Origin of the sequence: Gryllotalpicola kribbensis (genome assembly GCF_039538245.1) — a bacterium.
Taxonomy (GTDB): Bacteria; Actinomycetota; Actinomycetes; order Actinomycetales; family Microbacteriaceae; genus Gryllotalpicola; species Gryllotalpicola kribbensis.
Genome location: NZ_BAABBX010000016.1, coordinates 300,129 through 316,644 on the forward strand (window position 1 = coordinate 300,129; position 16,516 = coordinate 316,644).

Annotated in this window: 17 protein-coding genes; all 17 read left to right on the forward strand. The window is 69.7% G+C overall.

The window, feature by feature from the left end:
• The first annotated feature begins 11 nt into the window (after positions 1-11).
• Positions 12-662, forward strand: coding sequence for a TetR/AcrR family transcriptional regulator (locus ABD716_RS13745; RefSeq protein WP_344777818.1), 651 nt, complete (start codon positions 12-14; stop codon positions 660-662).
• The gene (locus tag ABD716_RS13750; RefSeq protein ID WP_344777820.1) at positions 659-1,180 is read left to right on the forward strand and encodes a hypothetical protein; all 522 of its coding nucleotides are present in this window, start codon (positions 659-661) and stop codon (positions 1,178-1,180) included. Before ABD716_RS13745 ends, ABD716_RS13750 begins: the two co-directional genes overlap by 4 nt.
• 54 nt (positions 1,181-1,234) lie before the next feature.
• Positions 1,235-1,678 (forward strand): type II 3-dehydroquinate dehydratase, encoded by a 444-nt coding sequence (locus ABD716_RS13755; protein WP_344777822.1) that lies wholly within the window; start codon positions 1,235-1,237, stop codon positions 1,676-1,678.
• A 51-nt stretch (positions 1,679-1,729) separates the two neighbouring features.
• Positions 1,730-2,026 (forward strand): GlsB/YeaQ/YmgE family stress response membrane protein, encoded by a 297-nt coding sequence (locus tag ABD716_RS13760; protein WP_344777824.1) that lies wholly within the window; start codon positions 1,730-1,732, stop codon positions 2,024-2,026.
• A 121-nt stretch (positions 2,027-2,147) separates the two neighbouring features.
• Positions 2,148-2,711 carry an elongation factor P gene (gene efp, locus ABD716_RS13765; RefSeq protein WP_344777826.1) on the forward strand — a complete coding sequence of 188 codons (564 nt, stop codon included), beginning with the start codon at positions 2,148-2,150 and terminating at the stop codon, positions 2,709-2,711.
• On the forward strand, positions 2,711-3,169 hold the full coding sequence (nusB, locus tag ABD716_RS13770) for a transcription antitermination factor NusB (RefSeq protein ID WP_344777828.1): 459 nt from the start codon (positions 2,711-2,713) through the stop codon (positions 3,167-3,169). Before efp ends, nusB begins: the two co-directional genes overlap by 1 nt.
• A 46-nt stretch (positions 3,170-3,215) precedes the next feature.
• The gene (locus ABD716_RS13775) at positions 3,216-5,135 is read left to right on the forward strand and encodes a M3 family metallopeptidase (RefSeq protein WP_344777830.1); all 1,920 of its coding nucleotides are present in this window, start codon (positions 3,216-3,218) and stop codon (positions 5,133-5,135) included.
• A 63-nt stretch (positions 5,136-5,198) separates the two neighbouring features.
• Positions 5,199-5,753 carry a bifunctional pyr operon transcriptional regulator/uracil phosphoribosyltransferase PyrR gene (gene pyrR, locus ABD716_RS13780; protein ID WP_344777832.1) on the forward strand — a complete coding sequence of 185 codons (555 nt, stop codon included), beginning with the start codon at positions 5,199-5,201 and terminating at the stop codon, positions 5,751-5,753.
• Complete coding sequence (locus tag ABD716_RS13785; RefSeq protein WP_344777834.1) at positions 5,753-6,703, forward strand: aspartate carbamoyltransferase catalytic subunit; 951 nt, start codon at positions 5,753-5,755, stop codon at positions 6,701-6,703. The genes pyrR and ABD716_RS13785 overlap by 1 nt, the downstream gene beginning before the upstream one ends.
• A 2-nt stretch (positions 6,704-6,705) precedes the next feature.
• Positions 6,706-8,019, forward strand: coding sequence for a dihydroorotase (locus ABD716_RS13790; RefSeq protein ID WP_344777836.1), 1,314 nt, complete (start codon positions 6,706-6,708; stop codon positions 8,017-8,019).
• The gene (locus tag ABD716_RS13795) at positions 8,012-8,554 is read left to right on the forward strand and encodes a PH-like domain-containing protein (protein WP_344777837.1); all 543 of its coding nucleotides are present in this window, start codon (positions 8,012-8,014) and stop codon (positions 8,552-8,554) included. The genes ABD716_RS13790 and ABD716_RS13795 overlap by 8 nt, the downstream gene beginning before the upstream one ends.
• Before the next feature lies 1 nt (position 8,555).
• Entirely contained in the window at positions 8,556-9,692 is a 1,137-nt protein-coding gene (carA, locus tag ABD716_RS13800) for a glutamine-hydrolyzing carbamoyl-phosphate synthase small subunit (protein WP_344777839.1), read from the forward strand.
• Positions 9,685-12,987 (forward strand): carbamoyl-phosphate synthase large subunit, encoded by a 3,303-nt coding sequence (gene carB / locus ABD716_RS13805; RefSeq protein ID WP_344777841.1) that lies wholly within the window; start codon positions 9,685-9,687, stop codon positions 12,985-12,987. Before carA ends, carB begins: the two co-directional genes overlap by 8 nt.
• A 17-nt stretch (positions 12,988-13,004) precedes the next feature.
• Complete coding sequence (gene pyrF / locus ABD716_RS13810; RefSeq protein ID WP_344778416.1) at positions 13,005-13,895, forward strand: orotidine-5'-phosphate decarboxylase; 891 nt, start codon at positions 13,005-13,007, stop codon at positions 13,893-13,895.
• Positions 13,888-14,856, forward strand: a complete 969-nt coding sequence (gmk, locus tag ABD716_RS13815) for a guanylate kinase (RefSeq protein ID WP_344777843.1) — start codon at positions 13,888-13,890, stop codon at positions 14,854-14,856. The genes pyrF and gmk overlap by 8 nt, the downstream gene beginning before the upstream one ends.
• Before the next feature lie 59 nt (positions 14,857-14,915).
• The gene (gene rpoZ / locus ABD716_RS13820; RefSeq protein ID WP_344752608.1) at positions 14,916-15,176 is read left to right on the forward strand and encodes a DNA-directed RNA polymerase subunit omega; all 261 of its coding nucleotides are present in this window, start codon (positions 14,916-14,918) and stop codon (positions 15,174-15,176) included.
• A 48-nt stretch (positions 15,177-15,224) separates the two neighbouring features.
• The gene (locus tag ABD716_RS13825; RefSeq protein ID WP_344778418.1) at positions 15,225-16,505 is read left to right on the forward strand and encodes a bifunctional phosphopantothenoylcysteine decarboxylase/phosphopantothenate synthase; all 1,281 of its coding nucleotides are present in this window, start codon (positions 15,225-15,227) and stop codon (positions 16,503-16,505) included.
• The last annotated feature ends 11 nt before the right edge of the window (positions 16,506-16,516 follow it).

Below are 16,516 nucleotides of genomic sequence, written 5' to 3' on the forward strand. Positions count from 1 at the left end.
ACGAGCAGCGCATGAAATCCGAGCAGACGCGCGACCTCATTCGCACCACCGCGCTGCGCTCGTTCCGCGAGCAGGGCTTCGACGCGACGACGATGCGCAGCATCGCGAGCCAGTCGGGGGTCTCACTCGGCAACGCCTATTACTACTTCCCGACGAAGAACCACCTCGTGCAGGAGCTCTACCTCGAGGTGCAGCAGGCGCACCGCGCAGCCGCAGAGCCGGCACTGGCTGCGGCGTCCGACCTCACCGAGCGCCTCGGCGTCGTCTTCCGCACCGGGCTCGCGCAATTGGCGCCCTTCCGCGATTACGCGTCCGGCTTCCTCACCGCCATGGTCGCCGCGGACTCACCGCTCAATCCGATGTCACCGGAGTCGGCGCCGGCGCGCGAGATCGTCGTGGGCCTGTTCCGCGACGCCCTGGCGGGCGCCCGGCGCGCGCTGCCGGTCGAATTCGAAGCACGGATGCCTCACGCGCTGTGGCTCGCCTACCTGCTGCTGTGCCTGTACTGGAGCTATGACCGCTCACCCGGCCAGCGCAGCACCCAGCGCCTTCTCGACCAGGGGCTCGCGCTGCTGAAAGCCGCGCTGCCGCTGCTGCGCACCCCGGTGCTGCGGGCTCCGCTGCGGAGGCTGCTCGATCTCGTGGGGGAGCTCGGCGCATGAGCGACCTGGCGCGCCGCTACGGCACCTCATCGCCGCGCACAGCTGAGCTGCCGCGCGCGTTCACGTTGGGCGAATTCGTGCGGGGAGCGGGGCTCGCCCTTCTCTGGTTCCAGCCGCTGGTCGCGATCTCGGGCGTGATCGGCTCGCTGAGCGATGGCGGCAGCGACATCGAATACGCGTTCGTCATCCCGGTTGCTGGGCTTCATCTCAGTGTCATCGCCACCGTGCTCGGCTCACCGGCGGCGTACGCGGTCGGCTTCGCCCTGCGCCGACAGGGCCGCGATGCCGCGCATCTCGCCGCCTTCGTGCTCTACGGAGCGCTCGTCGGCATCGTAATGCTGGAGGCCATGGGGATCTACGGGCAGAGCGAGCTTCCGTTCCCGTGGGACACAACGTTCATCTACGGCATCCCTTCGGCGCTTGCCGTCGCCCTCGGTTGGTGGACGACGTCCCGCCTCGCACTTCGCAAAGATCGCGCGCTCGCTGCGGCACCGCGCACCGGCACTGACCATCGCTGACCCGATTCTGCGGCGCATCGCGGCTGCGGGAAGAGGCCTCGCTAAAGTAAGCCCGTGACCCACGTGCTCGTTCTGAACGGCCCCAACCTCGGCACCCTCGGCACCCGCGAACCCGAGATCTACGGCAGCGAGACGCTCGACGACCTGCGCGCGCTGCTCGAAGCGGATGCCGCGGGCCTCGGCGCCACCGTCGAGGTGCGGCAGACCGACCACGAGGGCGAGCTGCTCGGCTGGCTGCACGCGGCCGCGCGCGAGAAGACGCCGGTCGCGCTGAACGCCGGCGCGTGGACGCATTACTCGATCGCGGTCCACGATGCCGTGCAGTACGTGACGAGCTCGGGCGTGCCGCTCATCGAGGTGCACATCTCGAACCCGCACGCACGAGAGACGTTCCGCCACACCAGCGTCATCACAGCCGTGGCGACCGGCGTCATCGCCGGATTCGGCTTCGACTCGTATCGTCTAGCCCTCGCGCAACTCACCCGAACGGGGCAATGATTCTCCTGTGAGGCGCCCATCAGGGTGCCAGCGACTGTAAAGGGGAACAGCATGCTCGGCACGATCCTGTGGATCATCATCGGCGGCATCATCATCGGCCTGATCGCGAAGTGGATCGTGCCCAGCCGGCACGACGATATCCCGTTCTGGCTCACCGCGATCTGCGGCATCCTCGGAATTATCGTCGGCAATTGGATCTACGCCGCGCTCTTCCACAACGGCCAGTTCGTCGGCACCGGCGGCTTCGACTGGTGGCGCCACATCTGGCAGGTGGCCGTCGCGATCGTCTTCGTGATCATCGCGGCGTCGATCTCGGCGAGTGTGCGCGGCGGGCAGCGCCGGGCCTGAGAGACCCGCGCCGAGCCCGCTGATAGGATCTTCGCTGGCCATCGCTTCGTCGAAGCTCGATCGGCCACGCAGCTTCCTTATCGCGAGCGCATCTTCGCAACGACACTGAACGGAACCGCCCATGGCATCAACCGCTGACATCAAGAACGGCGTCGTCCTCAACATCGACGGCCAGCTCTGGAGCATCGTCGAGTTCCAGCACGTCAAGCCGGGCAAGGGCGGTGCGTTCGTCCGCACGAAGATGAAGAACGTCGTCACGGGCAAGGTCGTCGACAAGACCTACAACGCGGGCACCAAGATCGACATCGAGACGGTCGACCGCCGCGACTACCAGTACCTCTACAACGACGGCGACTCGTTCGTCTTCATGGACCAGACTGACTACGACCAGATCAACGTGCCCGCCGCCACCGTCGGTGACGCCGCGCACTTCATGCTCGAGAACCAGACCGTGACGATCGCGATGAACAACGGCAACCCGCTGTACGTCGAGCTTCCTGCCTCGGTCATTCTCGAGGTCACCTACACCGAGCCTGGCCTGCAGGGCGACCGCTCGAGCGCCGGCACCAAGCCTGCGACGCTCGAGACGGGCTACGAGATCCAGGTCCCGCTGTTCCTCGAGACCGGCACCAAGGTCAAGGTCGACACCCGCACGGGCGACTACCTCGGCCGTGTGAACGATTAATGTCGGCACGCACGAAGGCCCGGAAGCGGGCCCTCGACATCCTGTACGTCGCCGACCTGCGCGGCATCCCGATTCCGCAGGCGCTCGCGACCGAGGCCGAGCGCGCGGCCAATGAGCCGGCGCGCGAGGCATCCTGGCTCTACGCGCGCGAGATCGTCGACGGCGTCTACGACCACCGCGCCGAGATCGACGAGCTGATCGAGACGTACGCCCACGGCTGGACCCTCGCCCGCATGCCGATCGTCGACCGCGCCATCGTGCGCATCGGGGTGTGGGAGCTGCTGTACAACCCCGAGGTGCCGACCGGGGTCGCGATCTCCGAGGCCGTCGAGGCGGCGACGGTCCTCTCCACCGAGGACTCGTCGGGCTTCATCAACGGGCTCCTCGCCAAGATCGCGCAGACGGTCGGCGATGACGGGGCTGCGGATGCCTCGTCCGAGGCGCCCGCGGGGGAGTAGCGCCACCCGGTCGGAAGTGACCGCCCGATCCGGATAGGGTGCGAGCATGCCCCTGACGCCGCTCGAGCTTCCCGCCACCGACGATGCCTGGCTGAGCTGGGGTGAGAGCTACACCGCCGGGCTGATCGACGCATTCCGCGCGAGCGTCGCCGCGCTCAAAGACGGCTCGGCGCGCTCGGCCGCCGAGGTGCTCAGCCTCTGGAACGACGGCGACCTCGCGATCGGCGATGTCGCGGCCGCCTCCGAGCTGCTGAGCGAGGTGCACCCCGACCCCGCCGTGCGCGAGCTCTTCGAGGAGCGCGCCCGCACGGCCGACGCCCTCGCGACCGAGCGGCAGCAGGACTCCGAGCTCTACGCCGTCGTCTCGGGTGTCGATGCGGAAGGCCTCGACGACGAGGCCGCGCGCCGGCTGTCTCGCCTGCTGCGCGACTTCCGCCTCGCCGGTGTGCACCTTCCCGCCGAGACGCGGGTCGAGGTCGCCGCCCTCGACGACCGCATCACCGAGCTCTCGCAGGAGTTCAACCGCAACGTGCGCGACGACGTGCGCAGCGTGCGGCTCGCCCCAGAGCGCCTGGCGGGCCTCCCCGCGGACTGGATCGCGGCGCACCCCGTCGCCGAGGACGGCCTCGTGACGGTGACCACCGACTACCCCGACGTCGTCCCCTTCCGCACCTACGCGATCGACGCCGACGCGCGCCGCGAGCTCGTGGTCGCCCTTCAGAACCGCGCGTGGCCGGCGAACGACGCGGTCCTCGGCGAGCTGCTCGAGCTGCGGGCGCAGAAGGCCGCGCTGCTCGGCTTCGACAGCTGGGCGGACCTCGATGCCCAGACCAAGATGACCGGCTCGGCCCGGGCCATCGAGGAGTTCATCGCACGGCTGCACGAGACGGTGGCACCGCAGGCCGCGGCCGACTACGCCGAGGCGCTCGAGGCGCTGCAGCGCGAGGACCCGAGCGCGGAGTCCGTGGACTTCTCGGCCAACATGCACGCCCTCGAGCTTCTGCGCCGCGAGAAGTTCGACGTCGACACCCAGCTCGCGCGCCGCTATCTCGACATCGCGAAGGTGCGGCAGGGCCTGCTCGACGTCACCGGTCGTCTGTTCGGGCTCGAATACACCGAGCTTCCCGACGCGCCGCGCTGGCACCCAGAGGTGCACGTCTACGACGTCGCCCTCGAGGGCGACGCACTCGGGCGCATCTATCTGGACCTGCACCCGCGCGAGGGCAAGTTCAAGCACGCCGCAGCGTTCGGCCTGCAGACGGGCGTCGCCGGGCGCCAGCTCGCCTCGGCCGCGCTCGCGTGCAATTTCACCCGCGGGCCGCTGCTGCACTCCGAGCTCACGACGCTGTTCCACGAGTTCGGGCACCTCGTCCACCAGCTGATCGCCTCGCGCCACGAGTTCGCGGCGCTCTCGGGCATCACCACCGAGTGGGACTTCGTCGAGGCGCCGAGCCAGCTGCTCGAGGAGTGGGCATGGGATGCCCGTGTGCTGCAGACCTTCGCGACCGACGACGACGGGCAGCCGATTCCCGCAGAACTGGTCGAGCGGATGCGGGCGGCGAACGTGCTCGGCCGGGGTCAGCTCATCGCGCGCCAGCTCTTCTACACCGCGGTCTCGTACTTCCTGCACCGCGATCGCCCGGCCGACCGCACCGCATACGCACGAGCACTGCAGGCGCAGTACGACGTGCTCGCGCCGCTGCCCGGCGAGCATCAGCACGCGTCCTTCGGGCACCTCACGGGCTACTCCAGCGCCTACTACACGTACATGTGGAGCAAGGTGATCGCCGCCGATCTGTTCACGGCCTTCGACCGTGCAGACCTCTTCGACGAGGCGGTCGCGCACCGCTATCGCGACCTCGTGCTCGCCCCCGGCGGCTCCACGGACGCCGCACAGCTCATCGAGGATTTCCTCGGCCGCCCGTACTCGTTCGACGCGTTCGGAGATTGGCTCGCCGGGCGCTGATAGGCTTGCCGAAGTAGGCACTCTTTAAAGACCGTCCCGTGAGGCGGAGAAGGGAGTCGGCGGATGAGCACGAGAATCGTGCTGAGTGAGGCTGACATCGCCCGGGCACTGACTCGGATCTCGCACGAGATCCTCGAGTCGAACCGGGGCACGCAGGGGCTCGTGATCCTCGGAATCCCGACCCGAGGCGTGACTCTCGCACGGCGCATCGCGGCGAATATCTCCCGCATCGAACAAGGCAGCGACGTCTTCGCCGGCAGCCTCGATGTGACCATGTACCGTGACGACCTCGCCCACACCCGGACCCGCACGCCGGGGCGCACGAGCGTGCCCGCATCGATCGACGGCGCGACGGTCGTGCTGGTCGACGACGTGCTGTTCTCAGGTCGCACGATCCGCGCCGCCCTCGACGCTCTGAACGACATCGGCCGCCCGCGCATCGTGCGCCTCGCCGCCCTGGTCGACCGCGGGCACCGCGAGCTGCCGATCCGCGCCGACTTCGTCGGGAAGAACCTGCCGTCCGCGTACGACGAGCGCATCAACGTGCACCTCGCCGAGAACGACGGCGACGAGTTCGTCGCGATCGAGTCCAAGCGCGACAGCGAGGCGGACGCCTGATGCGCCACCTCCTCTCCACCAAAGACCTGTCTCGCGAATCCGCCATCGGCTTGCTCGACGTCGCCGAGGACATGGCCGATGTGCAGAACCGCGAGGTCAAGAAGCTGCCGACACTGCGCGGCAAGACGGTCGTGAACCTCTTCTTCGAGGACTCGACCCGCACCCGCATCAGCTTCGAGGCCGCCGCGAAGCGGCTCTCGGCCGACGTCATCAACTTCAGCGCGAAGGGCTCGAGCGTCTCGAAGGGCGAGAGCCTCAAGGACACCGCGCAGACGCTGCAGGCGATGGGCGCCGACGGCGTGGTCATCCGCCATCAGGCCTCGGGCGCGCCCTTCACGCTCGCGACCAGCGGGTGGATCGACGCCGGCGTGATCAACGCCGGCGACGGCATGCACGAGCACCCGACGCAGGCGCTGCTCGACGCGTTCACGATGCGCCGCAGGCTGCACGGCGACGCGAGCCGCGGCAAGGCGCTCGACGGCGTCGCCGTGACGATCGTCGGCGACATCCTGCACTCGCGCGTCGCCCGCTCGAACGTGTGGCTGCTGACCACGCTGGGCGCCGAGGTGACTCTCGTCGCGCCGCCGACGCTCCTGCCGGTCGACACCTCGCACTGGCCCGTCACGGTCGGCTACGACCTCGACGCAGCGATCGACGAGGGCGTACCCGACGTGCTGATGATGCTCCGCATTCAGGGCGAGCGGATGCGTGCCTCGTTCTTCCCGAACGAGCGCGAGTACTCACGCACGTGGGGTCTCGACGACGAACGCCTCGCGCGGCTCGCCGGCGACACCATCGTCATGCACCCGGGACCCATGAACCGCGGGCTCGAGATCTCGGCCGCCGCGGCCGACTCGCCGCGCTCGACCGTGCGCGAGCAGGTCGCCAACGGCGTCTCGATCCGCATGGCGGCCCTATACCTGCTGCTCGCCGGCGAAGAGGAGAACTGAGAATGGCAGAGAGCTTCCTGATCGCCGGCGCAACGCTTCCCGACGGGTCGCGCGCCGACCTGCTCATCGAGGACGGCACGCTGGTCGAGGCGGGCACGAGCGTGAGCAGCGTGGATGCCACGCACGTCGACGCCGACGGCCTGATCGCCCTTCCCGGCCTCGTCGACCTGCACACGCACCTGCGCGAGCCCGGCTACGAGCAGTCCGAGACGGTTCTCACCGGGACGCGCGCCGCGGCGGCCGGCGGCTACACCGCGGTGTTCGCCATGGCCAACACCTCGCCCGTCTCCGACACCGCGGGCGTCGTCGAGCAGGTGCTCTCGCTCGGCGAGGCCGCCGGCTACGCCACCGTGCGCCCGATCGGCGCCGTGACGGTCGGCCTGGGCGGCGAGCGGCTGGCCGAGCTCGGCGCCATGGCCGCGAGCCGCGCGCAGGTGCGGGTGTTCAGCGACGACGGCTTCTGCGTCTCCGATCCGCTGCTCATGCGCCGCGCGCTCGAGTATGTGAAGGCGTTCGACGGCGTCATCGCGCAGCACGCGCAGGAGCCGAGGCTCACCCGGGGCGCGCAGATGAACGAGGGCGCGCTCTCGGGCGAGCTGGGTCTCGCCGGCTGGCCGGCGGTCGCCGAGGAGTCGATCATCGCCCGCGACGTGCTGCTCGCCGAGCATGTGGGCAGCCGCCTGCACGTCTGCCACGTCTCCACCGCGGGCTCGGTCGAGGTCATCCGCTGGGCGAAGTCCCGGGGCATCCGCGTCACCGCCGAGGTGACGCCGCACCACCTGCTGCTCACCGAGGACCTCGTGCGCGGCTACGACGCGCGCTACAAGGTGAACCCGCCGCTGCGCACCCGCGAAGACGCCGAAGCGCTGCGCGCCGCCGTCGTCGACGGAACGATCGACATCGTGGCCACCGACCATGCGCCGCACCCCGCCTGGGCCAAGGACACCGAGTGGGACGCCGCCGCCAACGGCATGGTCGGGCTCGAATCCGCCCTGTCGGTCGTGCATGCGGCCCTCGTCGCCGACGGGCGCATCGACTGGGCCGACGTCGCACGCATCATGAGCGCGAAGCCCGCCGAGATCGGCTCCCTCGCGGGCTACGCCGATGGGCTCGTCGTCGGCGCGCCGGCGAACATCACGCTCTACGACCCTGAGGTCACCCGCTCGTTCTCGACCGAGGACCTCGCGGGCAAGGGCGTGAACTCGCCCTATCTCGGGCTCGAGCTGCCGGGGCGCGTCCTGCACACCTTCCACCAGGGCCGGCGCACCGTCGCCGACGGCGCGGTGCTCGACGCTGCGGAGGTGGCGCGTGCCTGAGTGGGCCTCCACGATCATCGTCGTCCTCGTCCTGCTGCTGGTGCTGTTCGGGATGTGGCAGGGGTGGCGCGCGCTCGTGCGCCGCTCAGCCCACCTCGAGCCGCCGCACGACGTTCCCGCCGAGCTCGGCGCTCCGCTCGTCGAAGCGCGCGTGCTGTACGTCGCGACGACCGCGCACGAGAAGCCGCTCGAACGGCTCGCGATCAGGGGCTTGGGATTCCGCGCCCAGGGCACCATCGCCGCGTACGGCGCGGGACTCGTGGTGAGCCTCGACGGCGCAGAGGACGTCTGGATCGCGGCATCCGCCATCGACTCGGCCCGGCCGGCTCAGGTCGTGATCGACAAGGCCGTCGAGAAGGACGGACTGCTCGTGCTGAGCTGGCATCTCCATTCGCTTCGCGAGTCGACGCGCGGCGAAGCTCGCGAGTCGACGAGCGAAACCGTCGACAGCTACTTCCGCGTCGCAGAGCCCGAGAAGTCCCGGGCTCTCTATGACGCGATCAACTCTTCAACTGCTGCAGAAAGCGAGGTCTGACGTGCCTGTTCCTTCCCCCGCCGTCCTGGTGCTCGAAGACGGGACCCGCTACGAGGGTCGCGCCTACGGCGCCCAGGGCCGCACGCTCGGCGAGCTCGTGTTCGCCACCGGCATGACCGGCTACCAGGAGACGCTGACCGACCCGTCGTACGCGGGCCAGATCGTCATCCAGACGGCCCCGCACATCGGCAACACCGGCATGAACGACGACGACATGGAGTCGCGACGGATCTGGGTCGCCGGCTACGTCGTGCGCGACCCCAGCCGCGTCGTCTCGAACTTCCGCTCGATCCGCAGCCTCGACGACGAGCTCGTCTCGACCGGCATCGTGGGCATTTCGGGGATCGATACGCGTGCCGTCACCCGCCACATCCGCGACCTCGGCGCCATGCGCGCAGGCATCTTCTCGGGCGACGACGCCGCCCTCTCGCAGTCCGAGCAGCTCGAGCTCGTGCGCGGCGGCGACGAGATGGCCGGCCTCAACCTCTCGGCGCAGGTCTCCGTGACCGAGGACACCGTGACCCCCGCCGTCGGCGAGAAGATCGGCAACCTCGCGGTGCTCGACCTCGGCGTCAAGCAGTCGACGATCGACAACCTCGCGAAGCGCGGCTTCGAGGTGCACGTGCTGCCGCAGGACTCGAGCCTCGAGCAGATCCTTGCGATCGAGCCGGTCGCCGCGTTCTATTCGAACGGCCCGGGGGACCCGTCCGCCTCTGAGAGCCAGGTGCAGGTGCTGCGCGGCCTGCTCGACGCGAAGCTGCCGTTCTTCGGCATCTGCTTCGGCAACCAGCTGCTCGGGCGCGCCCTCGGCCTCGAGACCTACAAGCTGCCGTTCGGGCACCGCGGCATCAACCAGCCGGTGCGCGACAAGCAGACCGGCCGCGTCGAGATCACGGCGCACAACCACGGCTTCGCCGTCAAGGCGCCGAGCAACGACGAGCCCTTCGACTCGCCGAACGGCTACGGCCGCATCGAGGTCAGCCACGTCGACCTGAACGACGACGTGGTCGAGGGCCTCAACGCACTCGACATCCCGGCGTTCTCGGTGCAGTACCACCCCGAGGCCGCGGCCGGCCCGCACGACGCCAACTACCTCTTCGACCGGTTTGCCCAGATGGTGAAGGATCACATTGCCTAAGCGCCCCGACATCAACAGCGTCCTCGTCATCGGCTCCGGGCCGATCGTCATCGGCCAGGCGGTCGAGTTCGACTACTCCGGCACCCAGGCGTGCCGTGTGCTGCGCTCCGAGGGGGTGCGCGTGATCCTCGTCAACTCCAACCCGGCGACGATCATGACCGACCCCGACTTCGCCGACGCGACCTACGTCGAGCCGATCACCCCCGAGGTGATCGAGTCGATCATCCAGAAGGAGAAGCCCGACGCGATCCTGCCGACGCTCGGCGGCCAGACGGCGCTGAACGCGGCCATGGCGTTGCACGAGCGCGGCATCCTCGAGAAGTACGGCGTCGAGCTGATCGGCGCCAAGGTCGACGCGATCCGCAAGGGCGAGGACCGGCAGATCTTCAAGGAGCTCGTGCTCGAGGCGGGGGCCGACGTCGCGGCATCCGTCATCTGCCACAGCATGGACGAGCTGTTGGCGGGCGCCGAGAAGCTCGGCTACCCGCTCGTCGTGCGCCCGTCGTTCACCATGGGCGGCCTCGGCTCGGGCTTCGCGTACAACGAAGAGGACCTGCGCCGCATCGGCGGCGCCGGCCTGCACGACTCGCCCACGCACGAGGTGCTGCTCGAGGAGTCGATCCTCGGGTGGAAGGAGTACGAGCTCGAGCTCATGCGCGACACCGCCGACAACACGGTCGTCGTCTGCTCGATCGAGAACGTCGACCCCGTGGGCGTGCACACGGGCGACTCGATCACCGTCGCCCCGGCGCTCACGCTGACCGACCGCGAGTACCAGAACCTGCGCAACATCGGCATCGAGATCATCCGCCGCGTGGGCGTCGACACCGGCGGCTGCAACATCCAGTTCGCCGTCGACCCCAGCAACGGGCGCGTCATCGTCATCGAGATGAACCCGCGCGTCTCGCGGTCTTCCGCGCTCGCGTCGAAGGCGACCGGATTCCCGATCGCGAAGATCGCCGCGAAGCTCGCCATCGGCTACCGGCTCGATGAGATCCCGAACGACATCACCCGCGTCACCCCGGCGAGCTTCGAGCCGACGCTCGACTACGTCGTCGTCAAGGTGCCGCGCTTCGCCTTCGAGAAGTTCCCCGCGGCCGACCCGACGCTGACCACGACCATGAAGTCGGTCGGCGAGGCGATGGCCATCGGCCGCAACTTCTCGACCGCGCTGCAGAAGGCGCTGCGCAGCCTCGAGAAGCGCGGCTCGTCGTTCCACTGGGACGAGGAGCCCCGCACGATCGACGAGCTGCTCGAAGCCGCGAAGACCCCGACCGACGGCCGGATCGTGCTCGTGCAGCAGGCGCTGCGCAAGGGCGCCACGATCGAGCAGGTCTTCGAGGCCACCAAGATCGACCCGTGGTTCCTCGACCAGATCGCGCTGATCAACGAGGTCGCCGAGGACGTGCGGAACGCGCCGACCCTCGACACCGCGACGATGCAGTGGGCGAAGCAGCACGGCTTCAGCGACGTGCAGATCGGGCAGCTGCGCGGTTTCGGCGAGGCGGATGTCCGCGAGGTGCGGCACATCCTCGGCGTGCGGCCCGTCTACAAGACCGTCGACACGTGCGCGGGGGAGTTCCCGGCGCTCACGCCGTACCACTACTCGAGCTACGACAGCGAGACCGAGGTCGAGCCGAGCGGCAAGCGCAAGGTCGTCATCCTCGGCTCGGGCCCGAACCGCATCGGCCAGGGCGTCGAGTTCGACTACTCGTGCGTGCACGCCTCGTTCGCCCTGCACGACGCGGGCTTCGAGACGATCATGATCAACTGCAACCCCGAGACGGTGTCGACGGATTACGACACGTCCGACCGGCTGTACTTCGAGCCGCTCACGCTCGAGGACGTGCTCGAGGTCATCCACGCCGAGTCGCAGACGGGCGAGCTCGTCGGCGTCGTCGTGCAGCTCGGCGGCCAGACGGCGCTCGGCCTCGCGACCGGCCTGAAGGAGGCCGGGGTGCCGATTCTCGGCACGAGCCCCGAGGCGATCGACCTCGCCGAGGAGCGCGGCCTGTTCGCCGGCATCCTCGAAGACGCCGGTCTGCTCGCGCCGCGCAACGGCACCGCCTACGAGCTCGATGGTGCCAAGCAGGTTGCGGGCGACATCGGCTACCCGGTGCTCGTGCGCCCGAGCTACGTGCTCGGCGGCCGCGGCATGGAGATCGTCTTCAGCGAGGACCAGCTGATCGACTACTTCGACCGCATCGAGGGCCAGGGCATCGTCGGCCCCGGTCACCCGCTGCTCGTCGACCGCTTCCTCGACGACGCGACCGAGATCGACGTGGACGCCCTCTACGACGGCGAGCGGCTCTACATCGGCGGCGTCATGGAGCACATCGAAGAGGCCGGCGTGCACTCCGGCGACTCGAGCTGCACCCTGCCGCCCGTCACGCTCGGCCGTTCCGACATCGCCAAGGTGATCGAGGCGACCGGGAAGATCGCGGCCGGCATCGGCGTGCGCGGCCTGCTCAACGTGCAGTTCGCGATCGGAGCCGGCGTGCTCTACGTGCTCGAGGCGAACCCGCGTGCGAGCCGCACGGTGCCCTTCGTGAGCAAGGCGCTGGGGATTCCCCTCGCGAAGGCCGCGAGCCGGGTGATGGCCGGCGCCACGATCGCCGAGCTCATCGCCGAGGGACTCCTGCCCGAGGCCGACGGCTCCAGCATCCCGCTCGACGCCCCGGTGGCTGTGAAGGAGGCCGTGCTGCCCTTCAAGCGCTTCCGCGACAAGGCCGGCCACGTCGTCGACTCGCTGCTCGGGCCCGAGATGCGCTCGACCGGAGAGGTGATGGGCATCGACCGCGACTTCCCGCGCGCCTTCGCCAAGAGCCAGGCGGGCGCCTACGGCGGCATCCCGTCCTCCGGAACGGCGTTCGTCTCGGTCGCCGACCGCGACAAGCGCAACATCATCCTGCCGATCCTGCGACTGACCGAGCTCGGCTACCGCATCGTCGCCACCGAGGGCACGGGCGAGGTGCTCGCGCGCAACGGCATCGCGAGCGAGACGGTGCGGAAGTACAGCGAGAGCTCGAAGGACGGCGAGTCCGTCGTGGACATGCTGAACCGCGGCGAGGTCGACCTCGTCGTGAACACGCCGACCGGTGGCGCGAGCCGGCACGACGGCTACGAGATCCGCGCCGCCGCGGTCGCAGCCGACAAGCCGCTTTTCACGACCATCAGCGAGCTGTCTGCCGCCGTCGCCTCGATCGAGGCGGTGCGCGCCGGCTTCGATGTGAAGAGCCTGCAGGACTACCAGCGCGAGCGCGACGCGCGCCACGAGGAGGGGAGCGCGGCGTGAGCGACGCGGGATTCGGCATGGGCTTCGGCTTCGGCGGCGTGCTCGCCTCGGCCCTCGAGGCCTTCGGCCCGCTGTGCGTCGGCATCGATCCGCACGACTTCCTGCTGCAGGACTGGGGGCTGCCGTCGTCGGCGGCGGGCGCGCGCGAGTTCGGCCTGCGCGTCGTGGACGCCGCCGCCGGTCGCGCAGGCATCGTGAAGCCGCAGGTCGCCTTCTTCGAGCGCTTCGGCTCGGCGGGCTACTCGGCGCTCGAAGAGGTGCTCGCGGCGGCCCGCTCGAAGGGCCTCATCGTGATCGCCGATGCGAAGCGCGGCGACATCGACACCTCGCTCGCCGGCTACGTCGAGGGCTGGCTCACCCCGGGCTCGCCGATCGAGGCCGACGCCCTGACGATCAACCCCTTCCAAGGGGTCGCATCGCTCGAGTCCGCCATGGAGTACGCCGCCGACAACGGGAAGGGCCTGTTCGTGCTGGCTGCCACCTCAAACCCCGAGGCGGCTCGGGTGCAGGGTGCGCGCGTCGTGGGTTCCGCCTCTGATCAGGCATCCCGCACCGACCCGCTTGCCACCGCGACCGTCTCTCGTGCGATCATCGATGATGTGAGCGCCTTCAATGCGGGTCGCGCTGAGCAGGGTCCGATCGGTTCCATCGGCGTCGTGCTGGGCGCCACCGTCGACTTCGCCGCCCTCGGCATCGACATGAACAGCGCCCATTCGCCCGCTCTGCCGGTGCTCGCACCCGGCTTCGGCCATCAGGGTGCCACGGCGACCGACGTGCGCCGTCTCTTCGGCGCACTGACCCCGTTCACCCTGGTGTCCGAGTCCCGCAGCCTGCTGCAGGCCGGGCCCCGCGGCCTCGCCGCCGCGATCGACGCCCGCGCCGAGGAGGTGCGAGCCGCCCTTGTCTGAGCTCGAGACGGCCGAGAACGGCGCCGGGGCGCGCGGCGCGCAGTCGCGGCCCACCCCGCCCGACGTCGACCGTGCCGCAGCCTCTCGTGCCGCGGTCGCCGCCCGGCGCGCCCGCGCCGAGCTCAAAGCGCAGATCACCTCTGGCGCCCGCAGCGCCGAGTCTGTCCTCGACGAGGGGGCGCGCGAGCCCAACGGCCCCGCGGGCACGCTGCGCGTCACCGACTTCCTGCTCGCCATTCCGGCCATCGGGGTCACCAAAATGAAGGCGACGCTCGAACGACTCGAGATCTCGCAGGTCAAGCGGGTCGGCGGCCTCGGCCGCCACCAGCGCGCGCGGCTGCGCGAGTTCCTGCGCGAGCGCGCCCGGCTGTCGTCGAAGGCCAGGGGAGCGGCGCGCCTCGTCGTGCTGGCCGGCCCCACGGCCGTTGGCAAGGGCACCGTCTCCGCCTACATCCGCGAGAACTACCCCGAGGTCGTGTTCTCGGTCTCGGCCACGACACGCAAGCCGCGCCCCGGCGAGGTCGACGGCGTGCACTACTACTTCGTCGACGACGCCGAATTCGACCGCATGATCGAGGCCGGCGAGTTCCTCGAGTGGGCCACCGTGCACAACATGAGCCGCTACGGCACCCCGCGGGCGCCTGTGCGCGACGCCCTGGCGGCCGGCCGCAACGTGCTGCTCGAAATCGATCTGCAGGGAGCCCGGCAGGTGCGCGCCAACGACCCCGACGCCCTGCTCGTCTTCCTCGCGCCGCCCACGTGGGACGAGCTGGTGCGCCGCCTCATCGGCCGCGGCACCGAGTCGCCCGAAGAGCAGCGCCGCCGGCTCGAGACCGCCAAGGTCGAGCTCGCGGCCGAGGGGGAGTTCGACCGCACCGTCGTGAACACGACCGTGCCGGAGGCCGCGCGCGAGGTCGTAGACTTGATGTCTGTGCCGCTTCGGGCACACGCGCGCGAGTGAGTCGCGCCCCGCGATCTCTTCACTGAAGATCACAGACTTTTCCGGATAGGAGTACCCCCATGGCGACGTCCCAGAAGGGCATCATCGACCCGCCGATCGACGAGCTGCTGAGCAAGGTCGAGTCGAAGTACGCGCTCGTGATCTTCGCGAGCAAGCGCGCCCGCCAGATCAACGACTACTACGCCGATCTGCACGAGGGCAGCCTGTTCGACAACGTCGGCCCGCTGGTCGACTCGTCGGTCGACGACAAGCCGCTTTCCGTCGCCCTGCACGAGATCAACGAGGACAAGCTCGTCGTCAAGCCGATCGCCGAGCAGTAGAACGCGGCTCAAGTCACAGTGAGCAAGGATGCCGCCGGGACGCCCCGTCTGACCATCGTCGTCGGGGTGACCGGCGGCATCGCCGCGTATAAGACTGTCTCGCTGGTGCGCGGCTTCGTCCTCGCCGGCCACGACGTCCACGTCGTGCCGACCGAGGCCGCGCTGAAGTTCGTCGGGAAGCCGACGTGGGAGGCGATCAGCCGCAACCCCGTGACCACCGACCTCTACGACGGCGTCGACGAGGTGCGGCACGTGAGCCTCGGGCACAGGGCCGACCTCATCGTCATCGCGCCGGCCACGGCCAACACGATTGCGAAGCTCGCGCACGGCATCGTCGACGGTCTGCTGACCAACACGGTGCTGGCCTCGAAGGCCCCCGTCGTGATCGCCCCTGCCATGCACACCGAGATGTGGCAGGCGGCAGCCACCCAGGCCAACGTGCGCACCCTGCGCGAGCGGGGCGTCGTCGTCATCGGCCCGGCCTCCGGCCAGCTCACGGGCAGCGACTCGGGCCCCGGCCGCATGGAAGAGCCCGAGACGATCGCGCAGGCGGCGCTCAAGAACGTCGTGGGGGCGGGGCCGGCCCCGCGCGGCAGTGCGGCACAGGCATCCGCTGCCCGCGCGCGGCGTGCCCGCGTCGACGACGCGAGCGAGACCGCGCGACTCGACCTCGATGGGCTGCGCGTCGTGGTGACGGCAGGCGGCACGCGCGAGCCATTCGACCCCGTGCGCTTCATGGGCAACCGCTCGAGCGGCAAGCAGGGCATGGCACTCGCCGCGGCCGCGGCCGCGCGCGGTGCCGCCGTGACCCTGATCGCGGCGAACGTCGGCACCGACGCCCTGCCGAACGGCATCGCCGTGCAGCCGGTGAGCACCACCCTCGAGCTCGAGAAGGCGGTGACCGAGGCGGCGAAGTCCGCCGACGTGGTCATCATGGCGGCCGCCGTCGCCGACTACCGCCCCGCCCAGGTGCAGCAGGGCAAGATCAAGAAGGAGCACACGGGCGACAGGCTGACCGTCGAGTTCGTCGTGAACCCCGACATCCTCGCCGAGCTCGGCGCCTCGCGGCGGGAAGGGCAGACCGTGATCGGATTCGCCGCCGAGACCGAGCCCGACCCGGCGACGCTGCTCGAGCTCGGCCGTTCGAAGATCGCGCGCAAGGGCTGCGACTTCCTGGTTGTGAACAACGTCGGCTGGAACCATGGTTTTGCCACAGATGACAATGACGTCATCGTCTTGAACCGCTCGGGCGATATCGTGATGGAGGCTTCCGGAACGAAGTTGTCGGTGGCCGACCGCATCCTCGACGCGACGCTGAGTCGCAGCTGAGGCACCACGAC